The organism is Pseudomonas sp. lyk4-TYG-107 (assembly GCF_030209055.1).
GTDB classification, from domain to species: domain Bacteria; phylum Pseudomonadota; class Gammaproteobacteria; order Pseudomonadales; family Pseudomonadaceae; genus Aquipseudomonas; species Aquipseudomonas putida_A.
On record NZ_JARVST010000012.1, the window covers coordinates 99,664 to 124,702 of the forward strand.

Here is a 25,039-nt window from a genome sequence, read left to right on the forward strand (position 1 = left end):
AACATCAGCGGTTCAGGAAACCCAGCAGGTCTTCGTTGAGCGCTTCGGTGTGCGTTACGGCAAAACCGTGGGGGGCGCCGGCATAGACTTTCAGTTCGGCGCCCTTGATCAGCGCGGCGGCTTGCTTGCCGGTGGTTTCGAACGGCACGATCTGATCGCCGTCGCCGTGGATCACCAAGGTTGGTACGTCGATCTTCGCCATGTCCGGACGGAAGTCGGTTTGCGAGAATGCGGTGACGCAATCCACGGTGCCTTTCAGCGAGGCGAGCAGGGCGACGTTCAGGGTTTGCGTGAGCACGCCGTCGGAGACTTTCTGGCCCTGATTGGTGCCGTAGAACGGCGCGGCGAAATCAGCGATGAATTGCGCGCGATCCTTGAGCAGACCGGCCTTGATCCCGTCGAACACCGAGGTGTCGACACCTTGCGGATAGTCGGCTTTCTTGCCGAACAGCGGCGTCACTGCACCGAGCAGCACCAGCCCGGCAACGCGCTCGCTGCCGTGGCGGGCGATGTAGCGGCTGACGTCGCCGCCGCCCATGGAGAAGCCGACCAGCGTCACGTCGCGCAGGTCGAGGTGGTTGATCAGTTGCGCGATGTCATCGGCAAAGGTGTCGTAGTCGTAGCCGGTCCATGGTTGATCGGAGCGGCCGAAACCACGGCGGTCGAACGCAATCGTGCGGTAGCCGCGACTGCTCAGGTACTCCATCTGGTATTCCCACATGTCGGCATCCAGCGGCCAGCCATGGCTGAACAGCACGGGTTTGCCGCTGCCCCAGTCCTTGAAATAGATCTGTGTGCCGTCATCGGTAGTGAATGTGCTCATGGAAACTCCTTGCTGTGGGCAATCGTTCAGGAAGGCCGGATGCCGCATGGCCGCCCATCACTATCGGCGCAAATCGCGGCTGTCACTTGTACGCAAGTGCTCAATTGCCATGGCGGGTGGCGTGGTTCTTTTCCAGCTTCACAGTTGTAAGATGCAACCACACGCTGGATTTGATGGAGAAACACCCTGTGAAGCGCAAAAGCCTGCACGGCAACGCCTGCCCGGTCGCCCGTACGCTGGATTTGATCGGTGACTGGTGGTCGCTGCTGATCATCCGCGATGCGCTGGAGGGCATCCGCCGCTTCAGTGATTTTCAGAAGAATCTGGATATCGCCAAGAATATGCTCAGCGCTCGGCTCAAGAGCCTGGTAGAGCAGGGGATCCTGCAAACCGTGCCGGCCGCCGATGGCGGTGCCTATAAGGAATACGTGCTGACCGAACGCGGCAAGGCCTTGCAGACGGTGATCGTCGCGCTGTCGCAGTGGGGCGGGGAGCACCTGTATGCGCCGGGTGAGCCGGGTTCGGTGATGGTTGATGCGCAGCAGCGGCAGCCGATCAGGAAACTGAAATTGCGTTCAGCGGATGGCCGCTTACTGGCACCTCAGGACGTGACGACGAAGTTGGGCGTTGCGCACTGAACCAAGGATTCCCCCCGGAAAACCGCAGCCGCGTCGATTGTTCAATCCCTGTTACAAACCCGACAAAAGGATGAAACGATTGTTTGACGTCAAAATGATGGCCATCTAATATCGCGCCACTATTTTGATGTCATTCCGTATCGAGGGATCGAACATGTACCCACCCGCCCTCGCGGCGAGGTTGTGCGCAGCTTTGCTGTGCCTGTCTCCACTCCAGATTGCCTTCGCTGCACCCACTCCCGGTGAAACCGACCTGATCCGCGATCGCCAGAATCGCCTGCTTGAAGAGCAGCAGCGACGTCTGGAAGAACTCAAGGACCTGCCCGGCAAAGATGCCAAGCCTGCGCAACCGGCAGCGCCCACCGACACCCGCTGTTTCCCGATCAAGGACATCGAGCTCAAGGGCGCCGACAGTCTGTCCGACAGCGACAAAACTCGCTTGCTCAAGCCCTACATCGACCAGTGCCTCGGGGTGCCGCAACTCAACGAGTTGCTCAAGGTCATCACCGACCATTACATCGAGAAAGGCCTGGTCACCAGCCGTGCCTACCTGCCGCAGCAGGATCTGTCCGGCGGGCACCTGAAAGTGCTGGTGGTCGAGGGCAAACTTGAAGGCATGAAAGGCGCCGAGAACAGCAAGCTTTCGGAGCGTGAACTGGCGATGGCCTTTCCCGGCAAGTCCGGCGATCTGGTCAACCTGCGCGAGATCGAGCAGATGGTCGATCAGCTCAATCGCCTGCCGTCCAATCAGGCCAAGATGGAGCTGGCGCCGGGCAAGAACGTCGGCGGCAGTGAAGTGCTGGTCACCAATAATCCGCAGAAGCCATGGCGGGCCGGACTGTCGCGCAGCAACGACGGCCAACGCAGCACCGGTGAACAGCAGTGGGGCACCACTTTCGATTGGGACAGCCCGCTGGGCCTGGCCGATCAGTTGAGCCTGCGCGGCGGTCACGACGCAATGACCGATCACCAGCACACCTCCAGCAACGCCATGCTCAATTACAACCTGCCGTGGGGCTGGTGGAACTTCAGCTACACCTACAGCCAGAGCGACTACCGCTCGCAGATCGCCGCCAACGGCTACAACTTCAAGCAGACCGGCGACAGCGAAAACCATCAATTGCGCGCCGAGCGAGTGATCCATCGCGACTCGGTGAGCAAGACTTCGCTCAGCGCCGGGCTGTCCTACCTGCGCACCAACACCTACATCGAAGACAGCAAGCTCAAGCTGAGCAGCAACCGCATCAGCGAAGCGCAGTTCGGCTTCAACCACGGTCGCCGCATCGGCAGCGCCTTCGTCAACTTCGACGCCGGCATGCAGGAAGGCATCGGCGCGTTCGATGCGCAGGGCAGCCACGATCCAGGCCCCGGCGAGCCCGACGCACGCTACCGCAAATACACCGCGACTCTGAGCTACCTGCAGCCGTTCAAGGTATGGGGCGAATCCTTCAGCTTCAGCAGCCTGATGACCGGCCAGCGCAGCGAAGACGTGCTGTTCAGTCCGCAGCGCACCAGCCTTGGCGGGTCAGCGTCGATCCGTGGCTACAAGGATCAGTCGTTGTCCGGCGACAGCGGCGGCTACTGGCGCAACGATCTGCGCTGGAGCCGACCGGTCACGGCCGAATGGCTGCGCCCGGTGTTCGCTGAATACGGCACCAGCCTCGGTTACGACCAAGGCGTGATTCGCGGCGACCGTTACAACGGTGATCAGCACGGACGCATGTCGAGCAACTCGCTGGAACTGTTCGCCCGCGGTGAGCATGTGGCCGCCAGCGTGACCTTTGCGCATTCCCTCGAACGCCCGGACGTGCTGACCGAGCGTGAAGCGCCGATCTATTTCCGCCTCGACTTTTTCATCTAATTCAAATTCTTCGAGACCATCGACATGGATGTTCGTCAGTTCGCCTTCCTTGCAGGCCAGCCTTCTGCGGCCGTAAAAACCCGTGAGTCGTTTCTGGGCATGCCCAAGCGCGGGCTGGCGTTCCTGCTGGCGAACGTGATGTTCTGGCAACCGATGTGGGCGCAGGCCGACGGCATTGTCGTGGCCAACCCGAACACCGCGCTGGATCGGGCCGGCAATGGCGTGCCGATCATCAACATCGCCACGCCCAACGGCAGCGGGCTGTCGCATAACCAGTTCCACGATTACAACGTCGGCGCGCAGGGTGTCATCCTCAACAACGGCTCGGCGCAGACCTCGAACACCCAGTTGGCCGGGCACATCATTGGCAACCCGAACCTGAAAAACAGCGGTTCGGCGCAAGCTATTCTCAACGAAGTCATCAGCGGCAACCCAAGCCAGTTGCGCGGTTACACCGAAGTGGCAGGGCAGTCAGCGCGAGTGATCGTCGCCAACCCGTATGGCATCACCTGTAATGGCTGCGGCTTCATCAACGCACCGCGCGTGACGCTGACTACCGGTAAGCCGGTGCTGGATGGCGCGGGCCGGCTGGATCGTTTTCAGGTTGATCAGGGTTCTGTGGCGATCGAAGGCGCAGGCCTCAACGCCAATAACGTCGACCGCTTCGAAATCATCACCCGTAGCGCGAAGATCAACGCCGAAATTCAGGCGCAGAATCTGACGATTGTTGCCGGGCGCAACGACGTCAACGCACAAACCCTGAATGCCACGGCCCGTGCCGATGACGGCAGCACCAAACCGCAACTGGCGATTGACTCCTCGGCGCTGGGCGGGATGTATGCCGGGGCGATCAAACTGGTTGGCACCGAGGCCGGGGTCGGGGTGAAACTGGCGGGCAACCTGGCTGCCAGTGGTGGCGATATCCAGATCGATGCCAACGGCCAGTTGACCCTGGCGCAGACCTCGGCAGCCACTGCTGTGAACATCAAAGCCAACAGCCTTAGTGCCCAAGGTCCGGTCTACGCTGGCACCGCTCTGAACGTGCAAACCCAAGGCGATCTGAGCAACCAGCAAAACCTCGCTGCACGCGACAGCATCAGCCTCAGCGCCGGTGGAACCCTGAGCAACAACGGCATCATTGAAGCCGGGGTCAACGCCGACAACAGCCGTAACAGCGCTGGCGACGTGAACCTGAGTGCGCAGAACCTCAACAACAGCGGCAAAAGCGTGATCGCCAGTCGCAACCTGACGGCGACTGTCGCGCAAACCCTGAGCAATCAGGGCGGTACGTTGAGCGCCCAGCAGGACACGCGCCTCACAGCCACCACTCTGGACAATCAGAACAAGGGCAGCGTCCTCGGCAACTCGACGGTGCAGTTGAACGCCAGCAAGGTCATCAACACCCAGGGCGTGATCAGCAGCAACGGCAGCCTCGGCGCCGATCTCGGCGATCTGAATAATCACGATGGCGAGATATCCAGCGCCGGCACCACCCGTATCAACGCCATCACGCTGGACAACAGCGATGGCCAGGTGACGGGCGACGTAGCGCTGAACATCGGTTTGATCGGTGCGCTGAACAACCGCAACGGTGTGTTGGGTTCGGGGGGGAATGTCAGCATCACCGCCGCCAGCCTCGACAACAGCCAGCAAGGCAGCCTCGTCAGCGACGGCAGTCTGACCGCGCGCATCACTGGCTTGTTCGATAACCAGAACGGTGAGCTGAGCGCCAAAGGTGCGGTCGATGTCCAGAGTGGCAGCCTCGACAACCGTGGCGGCAGCGTGGTTGGCAAGGATCGCCTGACCTTGCGCAGCGATTCCGTGGACAACCGTGGCGGTAAAGTTCGCGCGACCAAAGACCTGCAACTCAGCGTTGGCGCACTCGACAACCGCGACAAAGGTCTGCTCGATGGTCAGGCCGCCGTCAACTACAGCGGCACACAACTGGATAACCGTGGCGGCTTGCTCAGTGCGGCAGGGCCGATGATTCTCGGCGTGACGCGCATCGATAACAGCGCCGGGCGTATCTCAAGCAAAGCCGATCTGAACGCCAACGTGACGCAATTGGTTAACCAGGGTGGTGAATTGGTCGCCCAAGGTTCGTTGTTGCTCAGTGGCCAGTCGCTCGACAACCGTAAGGCCGGTCTGGTCGGTACCACAAAAGCGCTGAAACTCACGGTCGGCGAGATCGACAATCGCGGCGGTGAAATCTCCAGCACCGTCGATGTGAACGTCATCGGTCAAAGCCTGAACAACAGTGACAGCGGCAAAGTCCTCGCCGGAACCACCCTTGGCCTGACTGTGGCCCGGGTCATCAATCAGACCCTCGGACAACTGTTCAGTGTGGGTACCTCGACGCTGATCGGGCAGAGTCTGGACAACAGCGGCGGTAATTTCGTTACCCGACAGGGCAATCTGGACATTCGTCTCGACAACGCCTTGAGCAATATCGAGGGTCTGATCAGCAGCGAAGGGAAGCTGACTGTAAACGCGGGCAGTCTCGATAACACACGCGGTCACTTGTCGAGCGCCGGCGCGCTGGCGCTGACCACCACGGGTAGCCTGAACAATCAGGCGGGCTCAATTGCCACTGACAGCGGGCTGATCCTGACTTCGCAGAGTCTGGACAACAGTCAGGGCGGCTTGATCAGCGCCAAGAAAGCCACCGCGCTGACCACCGGTGCCGTCAACAACGCCTCCGGCGGCAGCCTGGTCAGCGGTGACACCCTCACGCTCAACGCCGGCGCAGTGAGCAACGGCATCGGCAGTCGCATCGCCAGCGAAAAAGCCCTGACCGCAACGGTCACCGGCTTCGATCAGCAGGGCGGTCAACTGTTCAGCAAAACCTTCCTGAGCCTTGACCTCAACCACGGCCAATTGAACAACCGCAACGGCCTGATCAATTCGCCGCTGCTGGTGCTGAAAAACCTCAAGGATGTCGACAACCAGGGCGGTGAAATCTCCAGCGCCCAAGCCTTCACCCTGATCGCGCAAAACCTCGATAACAGCAACAGCGGCAAGTTGATCAGCAATCAGGACCTGACCCTGCGCATCGAGCAACTGCTGGCCAGCGTCAAGGGCCTGATTTCCGCGCAGAGCGTGGATGCCAAACGCGCTCGCCTGGACAACAGCGGCGGCCTGATCACCAGCCGTGGCACCCTCGGGGTGACGGTGGACGGCCAACTGGTCAACCAAGGCGGTACGCTGATCGCTGATGATGAACTGAATCTGAAAGCCGACAGCGTCGACAACAGCGAAGGGCATATCGCCGGCAAAGCCGACGTTATCGCTAACGTCGCGACCCTCGATAACCTGCACGGTGAACTGGTGGCAACCGCCGGGCTGAAGCTCACCGGCAACAGCCTCGACAACCGTAACGCCGGTCTCGTCGGGGCGAATCAGGCGCTGCAACTGACGGTCGATGCCGTCGATAACCGTGGCGGCGAGCTGTCCAGCCAGGCTGACGTAACGCTGGTCGGCAGTCGTCTGGACAACAGCGACGGCGGCAAGCTGATTGCACAAGGTGCGTTGAGCCTGACCGTTGATGAAGTGCTCAACCGTGCCAAGGGGTTGATTTCGGGTAAAACCGACCTGACCCTGACCGGCCGCAGCCTCGACAGCACTGCGGGTGCGCTCCTGAGCCAGAGCAACCTGAAGCTCGACCTGAGCGGTGACCTGAATAACAGTCAGGGCCTGATCAGCGCCGAGGGCAGCCTTGGCGTGACAGCGGCGAGTCTGACCAACAATCTCGGCAGCCTGTCGGTTGCCGGGCCGTTGACATTGAACACCACCGGCGTGGTGCTCAACCGCGGTGGTCAGATCGTCACCGACGCCAGCCTCAATCTCAGCAGTGCCAGCCTCGACAACAGCAACGGGGGTAGCCTCAGCGCCAAAGGCGCGGTAGTGGTGCACACCGGTACGCTGGATAACAGCCACAACGGCAAGTTGAACAGTGGCGATACGCTGGACCTGAAGGCGACCCAACTGACCAACCAGGATGGCGGTCGTATTGCCAGCGTTGCTGCGCTGACCGCGAACGTCACCGGTCTCGATCAGCAGGGCGGCCAGTTGTTCAGCAACATGTCGCTGGACCTGGACCTCAATCACGGTCAACTGAACAACCAGAACGGCCTGATCGGCGCGCCGTTGCTGATGCTCAAGAACCTTGAGGACGTCAACAACGACGGCGGTGAGATCTCCAGCACCCAGGCGTTCACAGTGACGGCGCGCAGCCTCGACAACAGCAACGGCAAATTGCTCAGCAACCAGGCCGTGACGCTGCGCATCGACCAGGCGCTGACCAACATCAAAGGCCTGATTGCCGCGGCTGCGCTGGATGTCAAAGCGACCAGCCTCGACAACAGCGGCGGCACACTGACCAGCCGTTCGAATCTGGACCTTAACCTCGACGGCCTGCTCACCAACCAGAACTTGGGGCTGATCAATGCCACCACTGGCCTGACTGTCAACAGCAACGGCTTGAACAACCAGAACGGCTCGCTGCTGGGCAGTGCCATCGCCATTGATTTCGGCGCGGCCGCTGCTGATCTGAACAACGAAGGCGGCCTGATCACCACTGAAGGCCAGTTGAGCATTCAGCACCTGCGTGACCTCACCAACCGCAGCGGCGAAATCTCCAGCAGCCAGAGCATCGGCCTTAAAACCCGGGCCATCGATAACAGCGGCGGCAAACTGATCAGCAGCAACCTGCTGAGCCTCACGGGCAGCCAACTGCACAACCAGAACGGTCTGATCTCCGGTTGGCAAGGTCTGGACGTCAATGCCCAGAGCCTCGACAACCGCAACAGCGGCACGCTCTCCAGCAAAAGCGGCAGCCTCGATGTGACACTGAGCGGGGACTTGCTCAACAGCGGTGCCGGTGCACTGGTCAGCCAGAAAGCCCTTAACGTCAACGCCGCGAGCCTGGATAACAGCGACAAGGGCGTGGTTTCCAGTGGCGGAGCGCAGGCTCTGACCGTCGCTAGTCTTTTGAATAACGCTGCGGGTGGTTCGATCTACAGCGGTGCTACCCTGACGATGCAGGCGATGACGCTGGGCAACGCCGGCGGCAGTGTCAGTGCCAAACAGGACCTGAGCTTTGTCGGCACCACACTGGATAACACCGGTGGCATGGCGGCCAGCGATGGCGCCGTAACCCTCGACCTGCTCGGCGCATTGACCAACACCAACGGCAAGCTCGCCAGCGGTGGCGCACTGCTGCTGCAACGCGCCACACAGATCAACAATCAGGGCGGCCAACTGGCCAGTCAGGGTTTGATGACCCTGCTCAGTGGCGGCCTGGACAACCGCAATCGCGGCACCGTCGCGGCCAATGACGTGTTGACGATCACCACGCCTGGCGTCATCCAGAACAGCGCCGACGGTTTGATCTACAGCCAGAATGGCGATGTACAGATCCGGGCGGCCAGTCTGGCCAACGCCAAGGGCACTCTGCAAAGCAAGGGCGCACTGACCCTGACCACCAGCGGCGACATCGATAACCAGAGCGGCCGGATCATTGCCGATGCCGGGGACCTTACCCTCGACGCTGGCAACCTCGATAGTCGTGGCGGCGTCCTCGCCAGCCTGAAAGCTGCGTTCTCTGCGCGCCTGACCGGTGCGCTGAAGAATGGCTACGACCTGAATAACAATCGCCAGGGCGGTGTGATTCAGGCTCAACGCGTGAATCTCGTCGCACCGGGTGGACTCGATAACTACGGCGGACGCATTTCGGCGCAAAGCGGCGATGCAGTCATCACCACCGGCAACTTCGACAACCGCAATGGCGGCCTCTACGCCAAAGGCAAAATCAACGTCACCGGCAACAACTTCGACAACAGCGGCGACAACGACGGCCAGATTGCCGGCCAGCAGATCGACCTCAATCTGACCGGCGCATTGAATAACCGCCTGGGCATCATCGAAAGCGACAGCACCCTTGCCATCAAGGCTGCCAGCCTCGATAACCAGACCGGCCAGTTGCGTGCCCTCGGCAGCGGCGGCAAAACCAGCTTCCAGATTGGCGGCCTGTTCGACAACCGCAACGGCACGCTGGAAACCGCCAACACCGACCTGACGCTCGGCACCGGCAGCTTCCTCAATACCGGCGGCAGCCTGTTGCACGTCGGCACCGGCACGTTTGATATATCCACCGCCAACCTGATGAATGCAGGGGGGGCGCTGGTAACCCGTGGCGGCCTGACGATCGGTGCTGACAGCTGGACCAACAGCAGCGTTATCCAGGCCGGGCGTCTTACCGTCAATGTCAACAGTCTGACCCAGACCGCTACCGGGCAATTGCTGGCGTCTGACAGTTTCACCGGCAATGGCGTCAATTGGCTCAACGACGGGTTGATTGCCAGTGACGGCCGGATGAATGTCGGCCTCGGTGGCGCTTATTGGGGCGCGGGGCGGCTCAGTAGCCTGGGTACTCTGAATCTGAGTGCCGCGCAGGTGAGTCTCAGCAGCGCGACATCGAGTATCGCCGGCGGCGGGGACACCACGCTTAATGTCGGTGGCCGCCTGGACAATGGCGCTCGTCTGACCTCGGCAGCCAACATGACCATCAATGCCGGAGCGGTCAACAACTTCGGCACGCTGGCTGCGGCACAAAATCTGACACTGACCAGCGGATCACTGCTCAACACCAATGCGTTGATCACCAGCGGCGGCGACATGCGCCTGCAGGTTGCGAACCTCAATAACTCCTATGGCCAACTCTACGGGCTGAGCAACGTTTACATCGGCAGGGATTCCGGAACTGGCAAAGCCGATCTGCTGGATAACTCTTCCGGTGACATCTACAGCGCTCAGAACCTGACCATCAATGCCCTGACCATCAACAACGTTCGGGCGATCCTGGAATACACCAAGCAAGAAAAAAGTTCAGTTGTCATCACGCAACTTGATTGCAATCTGGTTCCTATCGTTGGCTGTGACTTCCGTAGTGGAGGGCGGCGAAATGGCCTGTGGGAAATCGCTGAAACCGATCGTTTGAAAGTCAACGCCAGCAGTGCGGCTGCCAGCATGACCAGCGGCGGCGACATCTCGATCAATGCGTCGACGCTGAACAACACCAGTAGCACGATTGCCGCCACCGGCAACATCGTGGCCAATGCCGACACTATCAATAACACCGGTTTGCAAGAGCAGGAGATCGTCACCAAGCGCACGTACTGGAACTATGTGAAGCAGATCTTCGGGGCAGTCGCCGCAGCAGATGCGTTCAACAAGAAAAACGGTGGGACGCCGTCACCCGACGTCGAAGCGGATCTGAGTGCCTTTATCAAGTTGATGGGCGGGGGCAAGCTCACCGGCCCGGAGATTACGGTAACAGGCTCGACCAACGCCTACGATGCGGTGATTCAGGCGGGCGGCAACATCACACTCAATGCCACGCAGAAAATCAGCAACAGCGTCGAACGGCCTTACTACGCCTATGTCGCAGCCGGCCGCAACAAAACCGAAACAGGTGCGGGTAGCGCTTATTCGACACCGATTTACATCAACGCACAGCTGCCACCCGATCTGGCTCAACAGCAAGTCAACCCGTTAGCGCTGCCCGGTTTCAGTCTGCCCACCGGGCAAAACGGCTTGTTCCGTCTGAGCGGACAAGGCAACAGCACGCCGACCGCCACCGGTCCGGATAGCTGGACCATGGGTGGCGCCGCGATCAGCCCCGCCAATCGCCAGCAAACCTTGACCGATACCCAGCCAAGGAACATCCATCTGGCAAACAATGCTCAGGCTTCAGGCAGTACGGTTGACTTGAAGACGGCTGATCACAAGGCAGGCGAAACGGGTGCGACGGCCAGCGCTCTCGACGTCAGCACACCCGCTGCCGACACCAGTGGCACGGCATTGCCTGGCCGCTCCACCGACTTCACGATCAATCGCGTACAAGGCTTGCCGGTGACCAGCAAGTCATCCAATGCACACAAGTATCTGATAGAAACCAACCCGGTATTGACTGACCTCAAGCAGTTCATGGGTTCGGATTATCTGCTGTCGAACCTTGGGTACGATCCTGACAAGAGCGCCAAGCGATTGGGCGACGGGCTCTATGAGCAGCGCCTGGTCCAGCAGGCGGTTGTGGCACGTACCGGCCAGCGCTTCATCGATGGTCAGACCACCGATGAGGGTCTGTACAAGTACCTGATGGACAACGCCATCGCCAGCAAAAATCAGCTCAATCTGGCAGTGGGAGTCAGCCTGACATCCGAACAGGTCGCGGCACTGACTCACGATATCGTCTGGATGGAAAACGCCGTGGTAAACGGCGAGCAAGTGCTTGTCCCGGTACTCTACCTGGCCAATGCCAATAATCGCCTCGCAGCTAACGGCGCGCTGATTCAAGGCAGTGATGTCACGCTCATTGCCGGCAAGGATCTGGAAAACGCCGGAACATTGCGCGCCAAAAACAACCTTTCAGCCACCGCCGACAACAATCTGGTCAACAGTGGCCTGATTGAAGCAGGCAATCGTCTTGATCTTCTCGCAGGCAATAACCTTGTAAACAAGGCTGGCGGCATTATCGCCGGGCGTGACGTCTCGCTGACTGCCACTCGTGGCGACATCATCAATGAACGCAGCGTCACCACCCATGAGAGTGGTGTTGGCGACATGAACGAGCGTTCGGACTTCATCGACAACGCTGCGCGCATCGAAGCGGCCAACGATCTGACGCTCAAGGCTGGACGAGACGTCATCAACACGGGTGGTGTTCTGAAGAGCGGCGCAGATACCACGATCAATGCCGGTCGCGATGTGAATCTGGTTTCCGCTGAAAAGGCCTTCAGTTCTCAGCGTGGACTGCATACCAATGACAACGTTACCCAGTACGGCTCAACCGTCGATGCCGGGCGTGATCTGAACATCACGGCCGGACGGGACCTTTCGGTCATCGCCAGTCAGATCGATGCCAAGCGTGACGTGTCGATGTCTGCGACCGAGAACCTGACCATCGGCTCGGCTGCTGATGAGGAGCACTCGCTGTACAAAAGCAAAAAACTCACGATGCAGGAGGACCATGTCAGCCAGGTCATGTCCGGGATCACCGCAGGCGGCGACGTCAAGCTGAGTGCCGGTAAAGACCTCAGCGTGATCTCCAGTCGCGTGACTGCAGGCGACGAAGCTTATCTGGTCGCGGGTGACAACCTCAACATTCTTGCAGCGCAGGACACGGACTACTCGCTGTATGACATGAAGAAAAAGGGCAGCTTCGGCAAGCTCAAAATGAAGCGGGACGAGGTGACCGATATCAAGCATATCGGCTCCGAGATCAAGGCTGGCGGCGATCTGACGCTGTCCAGCAAAGGCGATCAGCTCTACCAGGTTGCCAAGCTGGAAAGTGGGAACAACATCACGCTGGACAGCGGTGGAGCGATTACGTTTGAAGGGGTCAAAGACCTCCATGACGAAAGCCATACCAAGACCAACAACAATGCTGCGTGGGTGTCGTCCAAAGGTCGCGGTAATACCGATGAAACCCTGCGTCAGACCCAGATGATTGCCAAGGGCAACATCGTCATCAAAGCGGTCGATGGCCTGAAGATCGACATCAAGGATGTCAACCAGCAGTCCGTCAGCCAGACCATCGATGCGATGGTCAAGGCTGATCCGCAGTTGGCGTGGTTGAAGGATGCCGAGGCGCGTGGGGATGTTGATTGGCGGCTGGTGAAGGAGATTCACGAGTCGTTCAAGTACGAGAACTCGGGAGTTGGTCCGGCAGCACAAATCGCAATTGCGATCATGATGTCGTTCGTGATGGGCCCCGGAGGATTGGCCTTGGTCAGCGGCGGTGCCGGCGGTGTAATTGCCACCTCTCTGGCGACCACCGCCGTGACCAGCACGATCAACAACAAGGGCAACCTGGGCGCTGCTTTCAAGGAGACGTTCAGCGCTGACAGCCTCAAGAGTGCGGCCATCGCCGGCTTTACGGCTGGCGTACTGAACTATGCAGACGCGAATTGGTTTGCGGGTGGAACCAGCAAAACAGCAAATATCCTGACCAGCAGCAACTTTACCGACGTCGCAATCCGCACGACTGGCCGGGCGATCATTTCCAGTGGCATTTCCACCACCATTGGTGGGGGAAGTTTTGGTGATAATTTTGGTGCTGCATTGCTGGGGGAGGCGAGCAGTGTAGCGATGGCGACCGGGTTTAATTGGGTTGGCGACACCATCAAGTTCCCAGAGGGCAGTCTTGAGAAAACCGTCGCGCATGCGCTGATGGGTGGCTTGCTTTCCGAGGCAATGGGCGGGGATTTTGCTACCGGTGCGGCGGCTGCCGGGTTGAACGAAGCGGCTATGAATGTTCTTGTTGATTTCGTAGGCGATAACAAAGAACTGCATCAAATGCTTTCGCAGCTTACTGGTCTAGTTGGGGCGGCAGCTGTTGGGGGGGACTTCCAACTGGGTGCTGATATCGCGGGAAATGCAACGCGGTACAACCACGATTTGCACGAGGGAGCAGCGCGGGATCTCGCGAAACAGGCATTGGGTTTCTGCAATTCAAATCCAGGTAGCTGTGACGTTGGTGTTGATGTTTCAGGACTGACAATCGAGGACGTTGTTGACGCGATGCGCGTCGAGGGCTTGCACGGTGCTGGGATTGATAGCGTGAAGCCTGAGGCGATTGCATTCTTGGATGATTTCATATTTTCAAGAATTCCCGGGTATAGAGACACCCTTTACAGCCCGACAGAGTCGGAGGCATCGAGACTCGACACCGAACAGAAGTTTACACTGGCTTTTTCGATACTCAACCTGGGCCAGGCGGTCAGACACTTTGGTAACACTTTGCAAGGATTGGTGGGTCTTGAAGCGGGTGGCGCAGTTATCGTTAAGAATGTGGAAGAGGCTGTCGCGGGTAGCCTGCCAGAAAAAGCGGTAGAAACGATTAAAGCCCTGCCAGGCCCTCGTCAAATTGATGCGGCCTGGGGAGCCCTCAGCTATAAAAAAGGTGGCCTTATGACGGGGATTGAACACGTAATGTACCGCCATGGGCCTGATACAGGATTCTCGGAAGTTAGCAAATTCTCCAAAGGAACGTCGATGAAGGATATTTCTGCTTATGTCGACAGTGCGCTGAGATACGGTAAAGTCTCTCAAAATGGGCCAACGGGCTACGCTATTGAATACAATGTCGGAAAAGTAATTGGTACTGATAATCTAGGTAATTCGACTAGTATTTTGAAGGTTAATGTGCGCGATGGTGTGATTCATACCGCGTTTCCACTGTGAGGCTTTGATGATGAGTGAGTTGTTTCAGCGTTTTTTAAGTGAGGAGCTTAATGAAAGTACTCGTGAGCTATTACGTAGAGGGATTTTAAGTGCGCAAGATCCCGGTAGTGTTATGTGTATTCGCGAGTTTAATTTTAATTTATTTGATGTTTTGATTGATTTTGAGAGGCGGGTTGTGGTAGTCCAAGACGTGCTGCTCCCAGAAACTGATCCAGGTTTAGTGATGTCGCTGGATGAATTTAGAAACTTATGTGGGATTTGAGGAAAGTGCGGGTCTTATTTATTGAGACCATCTCAAAGAGGTGAATGACCGACCCTGAGCATTAAGAAATCATACTGAGAGGCGCAAAAATAAGGAAAAGGGAAAAGGGAAAAGGGGAGTGATTTATTTTTATCTACGCTGAATTCGCAGGTGAAAATACATCTGTCCCTGATAGATCCCTGGTGGAGAATGCCTGATCAAGGGTTGTGTGCCAGCCGACTATATTAAAACGGTAAAGAAGTAGGATTTCGCCTATATTGGTGGTAGAGCCGTTGAATGGGTTGGTGGGAAGTGGGTTGGTGCAAAAGGTACTGCTAATACCGCATTGAAGCTTGGCGAAACCCAAACTATTAATGATGTAAGCATGACTCGTGTCGGGAGATGGATGTCTCCTGATGAGCTGGCACAGATGCAAAGTAGTAACAAAATTGTTCAGGGAGGCGGCGGGCAAACCTTTATCTCAACTAACGGTGCCGCTGATTTCAAGGGGGCTGCGTCTAAAGGTTCCGTCTATGTCGAGTTTGATGTTCCAAGTAGTGGATTATTGCAGGGTGGTAAGGAAGGCTGGTATAAAATGATTGGTCCGGACGCAAGTAAATCCCAGCAGTATTTGCTTAATAAACAGGGTGGAGAACATCTCCCTGAGGTAAAAAATATTACTGTGCTAGATAGTAAGTGAGAGGGGTTATGGATGCTTTTCAGTTTAATAAAGAAGTTAAGCCTCTATTGAAAGGCTACTCCGTAGAGTATTCAACATTCGCCAACGGGGATTTTGGTAACCTTGAGCGGATAGAGCTGGAAGGCTTTAATAAGCTGGCGACCGTAGAATTTTGGTCGGAAGGCTGGATAGGCATTGATATATATGACTGTGCTTGTGATGAGCAGGTCATGAATATTTTGCTTTCTCCAGAGGAAAAAGATCTTGTCCCTAAAGCATTTGAAAAGCTTCTGGATACATTAAATCGAAATAGTTAATAAGTATCTCCGGAAACCCAGGGTGCTTATTTATCTGTAGATCCCAGCCTCGATTTGACTCCGGCCCTGCGCCGGTGTTGTTTTATCTGCTTACTGCAAAACCTCCCGTCCTTCGCTGCTCGCTTTAGTCGTGGCCTGAGCGATCAGGGCATCAAGCATCTGCGCAACGAATTTCTATTGGCTCTTGGGTAGTTGGTCGATGGCCTCCAATTGCTGCTGCCATTTCGAAAGGTAAATGGGGACAGACCGCGTGTAGAAAGCACACCGAACATGTGTTGTGTCCCTGTTAATCCTGTTTGGCCGGAGAGAAAGTGATGTTTTTAGATTTAGATTGGCAACCGAGTTTTGGCGAAATAATTACGTGGTTTGCCATGGATAAAAACGGATTGGTAGCCATTATGGTAAATAACTGTTTTGGAAAGCTTCCCAAGGTTTTGCTACAGGTGTCGGAGTTAGAGGGGAAGCTTGACCGGTTAAATGAATATATGTGGGAAGAGTCTTCGGGGGTTGTCAGTTATCCAGAAAACAAAAGAGGACTTGCAATTCTTGATTTGTATTCAATCTGTAGATTTGGGGGCGATAAGTCTCGTAAAGAGGTCGAATTAATTATTGCGCAGCGATCTGCATTTGATAAAAAGTTATTGGAGTGCTCGATTCCTTCGATAAAGGGTTTTTACGTTTATCATGCAGTGGAGGGTAGTGTTCAAGGTGAGGATTATCCTGTTGGTTATAGCGGGAAAACTGAAATGGGTGATTATTTCCGCTACCTGATGCCAACTGTGTATGCGAGTATTGATGATTTCCCCGAAGAGCTTAGAGGGGTTGTGGTCGTATCGGATGTATTGGACTTTACGTCTGATCAGATTGTTAGAAGTTGTGAGGTGGATTCAATTTTTAATCGGCTCTATAGTTGATTTTATGATAATTTAAAGGCGGCAGATCAATTTGGAGTAAATGGGGGGGGACGGACCACGTTTAGACAACACTCCGAAAATGTGGTCTGTCCCCGTTAACCATCACGCAATATCGGGGGGCTCATTTCAACGACGAAGCCGGGAATCACTATGGCTCCTAAAATTAAAATCTTAAGAACATTTGATATTTCTCTTCCCAATGAGGTATTTAACCTGCATGAAGATAAAGAATATGGTGAGTTGAAGCTATCGGCGGCTAGTCTTGCGGTGTCAGAAAAGTCTTATGAAGCATCGGTAGTAGTATTGGATTTTATTTGTAAATCTGCCGTTAAAAATATGCCGGAATATGCATTCTGGCTGCTATTAGGTAATTCGGCTTGGCAACCAAACACGAGACTTGTTAGGTACCTGGGACTATGGGGTGGTTTGAAATCACGAGGAATCGAAATGCCCCAGGTTACTCGTTCGGTAGAGCGTATCGTTGAGCGTGATGGGAAGTTAAGGTTTTTTGGAGCTATGTGTTTGTCCGATTTTTCGGATCGTAAATCAATAGAAGTTCTTTTAACTGAACGATGTTCTTATATCGCTATTTTACCCAAGAATTTTGACATAGAGTGCGTCTTGGATCTTGGTTGGTGCGGCGGACTCTCTGAAGATCAGACGCTGTGTGCTTATGTAGGTGAGCGAAAAGGACTGCTGATAATGCGGGTTGGTGAATTTGACGATCCTGATAACGGATTTGTGTCAGTTGGGGAACAAGGCGTACTGAACGATCTGCTGAGCTAGGGGTAAATGGGGACAGACCACGTTTAGAAAGCACTCAGAAAATGTGGTCTGTCCCCGTTAAACTCCTTTCCCTCATCGAAAGGATGGCTCTGTATTCCAGAATCGTGCATTGGATTTGCCGCAGAAACCAGCCGGTTACTACACTGAGTATGTCCATCCATCGGCGGGTATTGCAGGACCTGGGCCTCAGCGAATAGTCGTAGGGAAAGGCGGCGAAATGTATTACACCGCCGACCACTACAAAACCTTCATCCCAATAAAAAATTGAGGTCTGTTAAAATGTTGCCATTCACGTTTGTGGAAACCCCGCCTTCATATGACACGGCGAAAGTGTTTTATGTGCGGATTGACCCCTCCATTCAGGTTACGGAGGAATTGATAAGATCGCTGTATTACCTACTTTGGTTACCGGGGTACTTTGGATACAACTGGGATGCCTTGTATGACTGCTTAAGGGATCTCAGTTGGATGCCGTGTCATAAAGTCGTCCTTGTGCATGAGTCTCTGCCAGAATTGCCAAGAGACGACCTAAAGATATACCTCGAGATTTTGCGTGACTCGGTCCTTGATAGGAATGGTGACGATGGACACGAGTTGGAAGTTGTCTTCAAAGATGTTGATAGAGCTGTGGCCGAAAGTTTGCTAAAAATTAGGCTAAGCCTGTGACGCGAGGTAAATGGAGGGTGAATGGGGACAGACCACGTTTAGAAGCACTCCGAAAATGTGGTCTGTCCCCGTTAACCCCCAAAAGGTAGCTCGATAGTTGATGCTGAGAAAGATGCACTAGACCGAATAGCGCAGAACCCCAAAGGCCCTGATTTAACAGGTAAGCAGCCCGGGGCAATTCTACAGCAGCAATCTGATAACCGAATTAGCGATCTTGCATCGCAGTACAATAATTCAAGTCTTCACCAAAGGATTTTCAATTGAGTATAGGAGGAAAGACGCTCCAAGCTGACCCTTATCTCAGTGTTGGTGCGCCTGTTTATTCTGGCACTACGACATCAGATGTAATGAGCTATTTTAGACAGTTGACAGGAACTGAATATATGCCAGTCGTAAAGTCGATTCCCGGGAAAGGGGATGTTTATGCTGCAACGATTACTTCTGGAGCTAACGCAGGTAGCAAAATTACGTTGAGGAATTTCTCGAACTCAACTCAACAGTCAGGCGCAGCTTGGACCATAGATGTAATAAATCCGTCTATTAATGCTGGGAAACGAATCGAGATTAAATTCAAATGAATATAGATTTTTTGTACTCAGCTATTCTAAGTAGCTCCTTCGGTCTATCAATTGGATCGATTTGGCAGCACTTAAGTGTGGAGATTTCGCACTTGAAAATAAGTAATGAAGAAAGAGCGGAAATTTTTCTCGAATTACTGAAGCGTCTAATGCTCGAAGGGCATTTAAAGCTGGCCTCAGATGGAAATTATCTCTCTGGTAGTATTGATGAGCAAATTAGTATCATTGCACTCGCATGGCCTGTTCACCCTGAGGAGGATGAACTTGATGGTTTTGGATTTTGGTTTTTAACTACCGTTCCGGTTGGAGTAGTATGGCTTACCTCCGCTGGCCAGGAGATATGGACATAATTTATCTAGGTTAGTTGGTGCAAAAGGCGACAGTGGTGGCGGCACAAAAGGTGGGTAAATGGGGACAGACCACGTTTAGAAAGCACTCCGAAAATGTGGTCTGTCCCCGTTAACTCGCAAGGCAAGAACCCGTCCTCCCTTCTTGGAGGTTGGGCCACAGAAACTCCTATAAAATCTGTGGCGGATGTTCGAAATAAACTTGCAGTTTCTGAAGAGTTCAAATAGGGTCAATTATTCCAAGTCGAATTTACGGTGAAGCCAGGTGTCGGGATTCGTGAAGGAACTGTTGGTGATATGTGGAATGCGAAAAAGGAAGCTCGCTTGCCTAGTGGTGGACATCAAGTTAAATTTATGGATAAGTCTCCCCGAACTAATCCAGAGTTGTACGAGGTTAATATGGGGTCGGTGAGGTCGTTGCAGTGAGTCTGTTGATTAGTGAAATTAGAACAAAGTGGGAATTCGATGATGGACTGCTTTTTGAGCAGTTTGTCAGCTGGAACGGGGCATGTACCAGTTTTGAAGATACTAAAAATATAATGCTGTATGCGCAAAAGCACGCCGTCGTACGATTTGAACGATATTTGGCCTTTGAAAACGGCCTGGAACTACGCATTCCCGTCAGTGAGATGCCTTACATTCTTGCTGATAGAACAGGGTTTTTGGTCGTCTTCAATGAGGTACCATCAAAATTTGGCATGTCTGTATTTCCTTGGTTTTTTAACTGTCCAAATAATGCGGCGATTTACAACTCTGATGGTTCCTTACGCTTCCAATTAAAAAGCGCTCATGGTGTGGGAAGCTATATTGGTGCTGTGCACTATACGTCAACGCCCACAAACCCAAATGCGTTAGGTGTTTTGGTAGGAAGCGTAGGGCATGACCCAGAGTGGCTTTATTTGGTTGATCCAGATAGCCCTGAATTAATTTCTACAGGGAAGTGGATTCGCTATTAGTTTAAATAAAAGAGAGCTAAATGGGGCAGACCTTGTAAAGGTGAAATGGGAAGGTAAATGGGGATAGACCACGTTTAGAAAGCACTCCGAAAATGTCCCCGTTAAACCTCATCTGTCCCCGTTAACCTGTCACAGATTTATTTTTACCGAAGGTTGTAATCGGCAAGGTCAACGCTTTCTGGAATAAGAAATGACTCCAATAAAGGTCAGGTTTCGTTTATACCCAGTGCTGGTTCTGAAGGCGGTGGTGTTTTTTTACCTCGTCGGATTGCTTGGAAGTTTGATAGGCGCGGTTATTATCTATTGTAAACTTGGAGTTTGGGGTTTTAGTGGTGAGGACCTGTTGGTTTCTTTGAGATTTTCGCTTATCTACGGTTTTTTTGGTGGAAGCGGTATCTGGATTTTTCGCAAAAATGGAGGAGATCAAAAGGCGAAAGAAGGAGAAGGTTTAAGCCTTACCGATCCGCGATCACGCTCCGAGGCTTTGCGCCTGATGATGACGCCCCGTCATGCAGAGCTTTTTGGGTAAATGGGGACAGACCACGTTTAGAAAGTACTCGGGAAATGTGGTCTGTCCCCGTTAACCTCCCATCAAGTTACGTTTATGGATAAAACCCCTCGTACAAATCCTGAGTTTTATACTATTGATATTGATAGTTTGAGGGTGTTGAAATGATTGATCTAGTTGAGCGTATAAGAAATGAGGTGGTACATGCTGATGGAACGATCTTTGAGAGTTTTTACGATTGGCATGGGCGCAGAACTGAATTTGAAGTTGAAATGGCACAAGTTAAATATGTGCGCGTGAGTAAGGTTGTGGAGATAAGAAAATACATAGTTTCTGATAGCGGCTCGGAAGTTTTGTTCTCTGCTGCAGGCATCCCATACATACTGCCAGATAGGAGCGGAGTTTTGGTCGTGTTTAATGAAAAACCATCTAGGTTTGACTTTGCTGAATCACCTTGGTTCTTTGGGTTTCCTCACAATGCTGCGATCTACGATGTTGATGGTGCATTGCGCTTTCAACTGCACAATCCTTATGGTGGAAGCAGTTATATAGGTGCCATACATTCAGGTGCGATGCCCGAGCATCCAAATTCGCTAGGTGTTTTAATCGGCACGGTAGGGCATGAACCAGAGTGGCTTTACTTAATTGATCCTGATGGCGCGGAATTAATCCCCACCGGAAAGTGGATTCGTTATTAGGTGAGAGAAAGATTGAGGATTGAAAGGGGAGACGGGAATAGATCACGCTTATAAATGTCTCTAAATGTCTAGTCCTGAAGCAGGTATGAGTAAATGGGGACAGGCCACGTTTAGGAGGGGGGGCGGGAATGGAGCGGATTTATTTTTTGATCTGTGATGAAGTTGATTCGCAGGATGACGATGCAGTCAAGTTTCGCATTTGGAGCGACCAGATAAGGTCATAAAGGAGCTTTTATGGAGTCAAAAACATACAGGCTATTAAACGATATTCCGGAATACGCTGATTATGCTGTAGAAGCCGGAGACCTGGATCCAGAGGATATTCCTCAGGAGCGAGTTGACGCAGTGGAGGAATTGCTTCGTCGCACTCAGGACGATAATGAACGGTTTTTTGCTGCGAAGCTTTTGACCAATTGGGGATACCCAAGAGGTTTGATGGCTCTCGAGAAGTGCATGGAAAAGCCTGAAAGTATTGAGTGGACGTATAGCCATCGATTGCACGGTTATGACGATACTTATTGCCATATACTTTTTGCACTGACTCAATATTATGCCAATATGGCCGATCGGGGCCACGCGGAGCTCGCAAGAGTTGAAGTGTTTCCACTATCTCGAAAATAATTGTGTTAGCGAGTAGTCGGCCATTTGAAATTACTGGTGCATTTGGTCTTGCGAGGAGAAATGGATATCAAGAATACCTACCTCTTATAAAAGAGCATCTGCTCTCGATAATCGATCATTTTGACGTGCATCGATGGAAGATTTACGACGCTATCGTGTTTCTGCTAGAGTTTGATGCCGATTTTGTAGAGGCTGTACTGAAGCAAAAAAACCAAACGATTGAAAATTTCAAGCCAGTGCACGGTGCATAGCTATTGCAGGTCCACATGAAGAAGCAAGTGTTGGGGTTGTTGATTGTGGTTACCGCTAATGAGTAAATCCTGTGGAGTGAAGTGCGAGCAGTGCGGAGGCAATCTTATTGTCCTCAAAGAAGGTATTACTCAGGGAGCCCGCTGTGATCAGTGTGACTGGTCGGTGGTGACAACGAATATGCCCGGTATCCAGCTGGATAGGTGCAGGTATGAACTTCGCTGTCGCGGCGACTATCGGAATCAGGCTCAGGTGAGTGCTGTCTCCGAGGTGACAGGTCAAAATTATTTACTGTCCAGGATTACACTCCAGCAAGGCGATACTCTGGTATTCAGCGGTCAGGCGCAGGAGGTTTTACAGGCTAGAAATATTCTTGTGTCGGCTGGGGTTGTTTGTGAAATTACGCCTGATTTTCCCTGGATATGAATGAATTTGGCGATGACAACGGTTTTCGGAGGCGGGCTATGAATCAACAACAGCAGGACTTGATGATTGATCTGGTATCGTATCGGATCTCAAAAGACTGTTTTCTTGAGTCTCTATTTAAGGGTGGGGATATCCCCGAAGATTACCTGCGTGCTGAACTGGAAACTGCCCTTGAAATTAAAGACGCTGATAGTTTGGAATGCTTGCTGATATTCGGTGCGGTGTTCGGCTACACTCAGGACTGTGCGGATGTGTTATGCCGCTTACTCGTTGAAGATTGGCACATCAGTCACGAGAATATTGCGAGGGAATTGAAGGTTTTCAGATACCCTGGGGCGGTTGACTATTTATTCAAGACGGCGCTCACCCGTTATCCGTATATCGCTTCCGAGCATGCTCTAGGTGTGAAATGCATTTATGCTTTACACGAGATTGGTACCGATAAGGCTAGAGAAAAATTGCAATTGCTGGCCAAGGTTGATAACGCTGAAATGTCCGAGCGTGCACGCCATTTATTGGCGCGAGTGTGATGCTGCTTCAAAAGTGGTTGAGTTCGCAGGCAGGAACATGCATTTTCCTCATTTAAAATAAAAAGCCCCGAATTGCTCGGGGCTTTTTGTCAGTCCAGAGAAATGGTAGTGGCTCAGCGAAACGCCGGCACCACATCCCTGATAAACAGCTCCAACGATTTCTTCTTCTCTGCATGCGGCAGACTGTTGTCACACCAGAAACTGAACTCATCCACCCCCAGTTCCTGGTAATACTTGATCCGCGGAATGATCTCTTCCGGCGTACCAATCATCGCCGTCTTGTGCAGGCTCTCCAGCTCAAACTCCGGGCGGCCAGCAAATTTCTCTTCTGGGCTGGGAGCGAGGAAGCCGTTGACCGGTACTTCCTTATTGCCGAACCACGCATCAAACGTGCGGTAAAAACGTGAGATCGCTTTAGCGCCGACTTTCCAGCCGCCCGGATCGTCAGCCGAATGCACGTGGGTGTGGCGCAGCACCATCAGTTGTGGACGCGGGACGTTGGGGTTGTTGTCGAGTGCGGTCTGGAACTTGTTCTTCAGGTCGACGACTTCTTCGTCACCTTTCATCAACGGCGTGACCATCACGTTGCAACCGTTGGCCACGGCGAAATTGTGCGAATCCGGGTCGCGGGCGGCGATCCACATTGGTGGATTCGGCTTCTGGATCGGCTTCGGCACGCTGGTCGAGGTCGGGAATTTCCAGATGTCGCCGTCGTGGGCGTAATCGCCTTGCCACAGGGCGCGGACCACCGGGACCATTTCGCGCAGGGCCTGACCGCCGCTGGAGGCGGGCATGCCGCCGGCCATGCGATCGAATTCGACCTGATAGGCGCCACGGGCCAGGCCGACTTCCATGCGTCCGTTGCTGATGACGTCGAGCAGCGCGCATTCACCAGCGACCCGCAGTGGGTGCCAGAACGGCGCGATGATGGTGCCGGCGCCGAGGTGGATGGTGGTGGTTTTGGCGGCGAGGTAGGCCAGCAGTGGCATCGGGCTCGGCGAGATGGTGTATTCCATCGCGTGGTGTTCGCCGATCCACACGGTGCTGAAACCGCCGGCCTCGGCCATCAGGGTCAGTTCGGTCAGGTCTTCGAACAGTTGGCGGTGGCTGACGCTTTCGTCCCAGCGTTCCATGTGGATGAACAGGGAAAATTTCATGACGCTTCCTCGGATCTTTTGTTGTTGAGGCTACAAAACTGTGTGGGAGGGGGCTTGCTCCCGAAAGCGCTGGATCAATCGACATCTCTGGTGGCTGACACATCGCCTTCGGGAGCAAGCCCCCTCCCACAGTGGATTTGTGTGGGGTTGAAGTTTTGCTCAGGCCAGGACGGGCAGGGCGCCCATCTTGCCGTGGCAATACACCAGCGGCCCGGTGTTCTGTTCCGGGACGATCAGATTCTTCACCGCGCCGACCATGATCGCGTGGTCACCGCCTTCGTATTCGCGCCACAACTCACACTCGATGATAGCCGTCGCATTGGCCAGGATCGGGTTGCCCAGCTCACTCAACGTCCACTCGATGCCCTGCGCCTTGTCCTTGCCTTTGCGGGCGAAGGCGTAGGCTTCGCTTTGCTGGCCGCCGGACAGGACGTGGATCGCGAAGCGCTTGTTCTTGATCAGCACAGGGTAGGAGTCGGAGCTGTAGTTGGGGCAGAACAGCACCAGGGCCGGGTCCATCGACAATGAACTGAAGGCGCTGGCGGTGAGGCCGACGATCTGGCCGTTATCGTCCAGCGTGGTGATGACAGTGACGCCGGACGGAAACGAGCCCATGACTTGTTTGTAGATGGCAGCATCGATCATTGGACGGTCCTCGGGTGTTGTGACGCGATTTTTATGTATTTATTGGTCTGATGGTATACCAGTATTTTTTCTTTGCAAGGGCTTTTAGGCTGAACCGATAAACGTGGTGCTTTCGTCGGAAACTCAGCGTTTATTGGGCTTTCGGCTGGCCTGCA

Annotated in this window: 18 protein-coding genes and 1 pseudogene; 16 read left to right on the plus strand and 3 right to left on the minus strand. The window is 54.2% G+C overall.

The window, feature by feature from the left end; translation table 11 throughout:
* Positions 1-4: 4 nt before the first annotated feature.
* On the minus strand, positions 5-823 hold the full coding sequence (locus QRN61_RS11640) for an alpha/beta fold hydrolase (RefSeq protein WP_225135318.1): 819 nt from the start codon (positions 821-823) through the stop codon (positions 5-7).
* 188 nt (positions 824-1,011) lie between these two features.
* Between QRN61_RS11640 and QRN61_RS11645 the strand changes: the two genes are divergently transcribed.
* From QRN61_RS11645 to QRN61_RS11715, 16 genes and pseudogenes are all read left to right on the plus strand, one after another.
* Positions 1,012-1,461 carry a winged helix-turn-helix transcriptional regulator gene (locus QRN61_RS11645; protein ID WP_285373829.1) on the plus strand — a complete coding sequence of 150 codons (450 nt, stop codon included), beginning with the start codon at positions 1,012-1,014 and terminating at the stop codon, positions 1,459-1,461.
* Between the two features lie 154 nt (positions 1,462-1,615).
* On the plus strand, positions 1,616-3,322 hold the full coding sequence (locus QRN61_RS11650; protein WP_285373830.1) for a ShlB/FhaC/HecB family hemolysin secretion/activation protein: 1,707 nt from the start codon (positions 1,616-1,618) through the stop codon (positions 3,320-3,322).
* Between the two features lie 24 nt (positions 3,323-3,346).
* Positions 3,347-14,566, plus strand: coding sequence for a two-partner secretion domain-containing protein (locus QRN61_RS11655; protein WP_285373831.1), 11,220 nt, complete (start codon positions 3,347-3,349; stop codon positions 14,564-14,566).
* 10 nt (positions 14,567-14,576) lie between these two features.
* Positions 14,577-14,828, plus strand: a complete 252-nt coding sequence (locus QRN61_RS11660; protein ID WP_143520577.1) for a hypothetical protein — start codon at positions 14,577-14,579, stop codon at positions 14,826-14,828.
* A gap of 364 nt (positions 14,829-15,192) precedes the next feature.
* Positions 15,193-15,507 carry a TreTu family toxin gene (locus tag QRN61_RS11665; RefSeq protein WP_285373832.1) on the plus strand — a complete coding sequence of 105 codons (315 nt, stop codon included), beginning with the start codon at positions 15,193-15,195 and terminating at the stop codon, positions 15,505-15,507.
* An 8-nt stretch (positions 15,508-15,515) separates the two neighbouring features.
* On the plus strand, positions 15,516-15,803 hold the full coding sequence (locus tag QRN61_RS11670) for a hypothetical protein (RefSeq protein WP_096797200.1): 288 nt from the start codon (positions 15,516-15,518) through the stop codon (positions 15,801-15,803).
* Positions 15,804-16,117: 314 nt separating this feature from the next.
* Positions 16,118-16,717: a hypothetical protein gene (locus QRN61_RS11675; RefSeq protein ID WP_285373833.1), complete on the plus strand. Its 600-nt coding sequence runs from the start codon at positions 16,118-16,120 to the stop codon at positions 16,715-16,717.
* A 150-nt stretch (positions 16,718-16,867) separates the two neighbouring features.
* The gene (locus QRN61_RS11680; protein WP_285373834.1) at positions 16,868-17,503 is read left to right on the plus strand and encodes a hypothetical protein; all 636 of its coding nucleotides are present in this window, start codon (positions 16,868-16,870) and stop codon (positions 17,501-17,503) included.
* A gap of 79 nt (positions 17,504-17,582) precedes the next feature.
* Positions 17,583-17,771, plus strand: a pseudogene (locus QRN61_RS27610) (ribonuclease domain-containing protein); the annotation flags it as partial.
* A gap of 11 nt (positions 17,772-17,782) precedes the next feature.
* Entirely contained in the window at positions 17,783-18,169 is a 387-nt protein-coding gene (locus QRN61_RS11685) for a barstar family protein (protein ID WP_096797204.1), read from the plus strand.
* A gap of 670 nt (positions 18,170-18,839) precedes the next feature.
* Positions 18,840-19,097: a DUF596 domain-containing protein gene (locus tag QRN61_RS11690; RefSeq protein WP_179353351.1), complete on the plus strand. Its 258-nt coding sequence runs from the start codon at positions 18,840-18,842 to the stop codon at positions 19,095-19,097.
* Positions 19,098-19,516: 419 nt separating this feature from the next.
* On the plus strand, positions 19,517-20,050 hold the full coding sequence (locus QRN61_RS11695) for a hypothetical protein (RefSeq protein WP_127646174.1): 534 nt from the start codon (positions 19,517-19,519) through the stop codon (positions 20,048-20,050).
* A 190-nt stretch (positions 20,051-20,240) separates the two neighbouring features.
* The gene (locus QRN61_RS11700) at positions 20,241-20,579 is read left to right on the plus strand and encodes a hypothetical protein (RefSeq protein ID WP_096797206.1); all 339 of its coding nucleotides are present in this window, start codon (positions 20,241-20,243) and stop codon (positions 20,577-20,579) included.
* Between the two features lie 143 nt (positions 20,580-20,722).
* Complete coding sequence (locus tag QRN61_RS11705; RefSeq protein ID WP_285373835.1) at positions 20,723-21,256, plus strand: hypothetical protein; 534 nt, start codon at positions 20,723-20,725, stop codon at positions 21,254-21,256.
* A gap of 234 nt (positions 21,257-21,490) precedes the next feature.
* On the plus strand, positions 21,491-21,877 hold the full coding sequence (locus QRN61_RS27615) for a hypothetical protein (RefSeq protein WP_306453596.1): 387 nt from the start codon (positions 21,491-21,493) through the stop codon (positions 21,875-21,877).
* Between the two features lie 713 nt (positions 21,878-22,590).
* The gene (locus QRN61_RS11715; RefSeq protein ID WP_096797207.1) at positions 22,591-23,082 is read left to right on the plus strand and encodes a hypothetical protein; all 492 of its coding nucleotides are present in this window, start codon (positions 22,591-22,593) and stop codon (positions 23,080-23,082) included.
* Between the two features lie 113 nt (positions 23,083-23,195).
* Here QRN61_RS11715 and QRN61_RS11720 read toward each other — a convergent pair whose 3' ends face one another.
* Both QRN61_RS11720 and QRN61_RS11725 read right to left on the minus strand, forming a co-directional pair.
* On the minus strand, positions 23,196-24,239 hold the full coding sequence (locus QRN61_RS11720) for an LLM class flavin-dependent oxidoreductase (protein ID WP_103368576.1): 1,044 nt from the start codon (positions 24,237-24,239) through the stop codon (positions 23,196-23,198).
* A 159-nt stretch (positions 24,240-24,398) separates the two neighbouring features.
* Positions 24,399-24,884 carry a flavin reductase family protein gene (locus tag QRN61_RS11725; RefSeq protein WP_285373836.1) on the minus strand — a complete coding sequence of 162 codons (486 nt, stop codon included), beginning with the start codon at positions 24,882-24,884 and terminating at the stop codon, positions 24,399-24,401.
* Between the last annotated feature and the right edge of the window lie 155 nt (positions 24,885-25,039).